At 73.9% G+C, this 1,501-nt stretch carries 1 protein-coding gene; it reads right to left on the minus strand.

What is annotated here, in order from left to right; genetic code table 11:
• Positions 1–17: 17 nt before the first annotated feature.
• The gene (locus ACFTZL_RS44845) at positions 18–1,496 is read right to left on the minus strand and encodes a hypothetical protein (protein ID WP_382596389.1); all 1,479 of its coding nucleotides are present in this window, start codon (positions 1,494–1,496) and stop codon (positions 18–20) included.
• Between the last annotated feature and the right edge of the window lie 5 nt (positions 1,497–1,501).

A 1,501-nucleotide genomic window follows, 5' to 3' on the forward strand; every position in this document is an offset into this window, starting at 1 on the left:
GGGTACCTACCCGGCTGCTACCGCTCCCGCGTCGGGGGAGCCGGCAGCCGTGCGCCCTCCCTGGCCAGCGGGACCGCCTTGCCGTCCGAGCCCACGACCGCACGGTCGCCGAGCGGCTCGTCGAGCTGCACGGTCTCCTGGAACTGCTTCGCGATCATGATGCAGACCTTGTCCGGCCACGCGGTCGAGGTCACCTCGACCGTCACCTCGTCGCCGTTCTCGCTCGCCTTCACGTCGTAGTCGGCGCACACACCGCCCGTGAAGGTCACGGTCAGCTCCGAACCCTCGGCCCGGTAGCCGTCCACCTCGACATCGCGCGGCCCGGGCGCCGCCGTCGGCTTGTCGCTCGGCTCGCTCGGCGTGGAGGAGGTCAGGTACTTCGGGTCGACCGCCGGGTACGTCACCGTGAACGGGTCCTTCGCACCCGGCGCCGTCACCTCGAACAGCCAGGACGGCACCAGCGCCTGGCGCCCGTCCACGAAGTGCGAGGCCAGTCCGAACACCGCGTTCTCGACCGTGACCGTGTCCTGCTCGGGAGAGCCGCTCGCCGGCGATCCGCAGGGCTGCTCCAGCCGGTCCTTCAGCGGCACGGCGCTCGCGCAGCCGCCGATGCCCATCCGGTGGTCGTTCTTCGGCCGGGTCTCCATCAGCTCCAGCGCCTTCTTGGCACTGACCACGGGGTAGGTGTCCCCCTTGGCCGGCGCCTTGAGCTGACCACTGCCGCCGACGACCTCGCCGTCGGAGCCGACCGTCACCCCGGTGGTCCAGCCGTGCGTCGGCAGTCCGCCGACCTCGGGAGCGGCGTTCACCACTCGCTGAGCGCCCATGACCTGGCTCGCGTCGAGCTTCGCGTCGTCCTGACCCAGCGCCTTCAGCACCGGCGCCGCGGCCTTCTCCGCCGCCGCCTCGCTCACCGGGGTGCCGCCGGACTGCGGAGCCGTGCAGGTGTCGGTGCCCTTGCAGTTGTCGGTGCCCGGGGCGTAGCGGTTGAACGTCCAGGCACCCGGCGCATGCTTGTTCACCTGGAGGTTCGGTCCCGAACCGTCCTGACCGGCCCCGACCTTCCAGGCCTCGCCCTGTGCCACCGGCGTCCCCTCGACCCCGAGAGCCTTCGCCAGCCGGGCCACGTCCGCCTTGGTGACCTCGCCCCGCGCCCGGTACACCGGGGCTTCGCCGGGGCCGTCGGGCAGCGTGCCGCCGAGCCGGTAGGTGGCGCCGTAGGGGTTGGGCTCGCCGGGCGCGATGCCGTTGCCCTCGCCGGAGGTCGATTCCGAGTACCCGTCGAGCGCGAGCGGCGGGGGAGTGTCGTCCCCGCCGGGCGCGCCGGAGGTCTGTCCGCCGCCCGACCCGCCGGCCACGTTGGTGGCGAGCCAGGCCCCGCCCCCGCCGATCAGCAGCACGGCGGCGGCGACGGAGGCGATGATCGCGGGCGTCCGGGGCCGCCCGCCACCCGGGTGGACCAGCTCCTCGCCGCGGGGCAGGTCGCCGTCCGGCACCCCGG

Origin of the sequence: Streptomyces sp. NPDC056948 (assembly GCF_042674225.1) — a bacterium.
Classification (GTDB): domain Bacteria; phylum Actinomycetota; class Actinomycetes; order Streptomycetales; family Streptomycetaceae; genus Streptomyces; species Streptomyces purpurascens.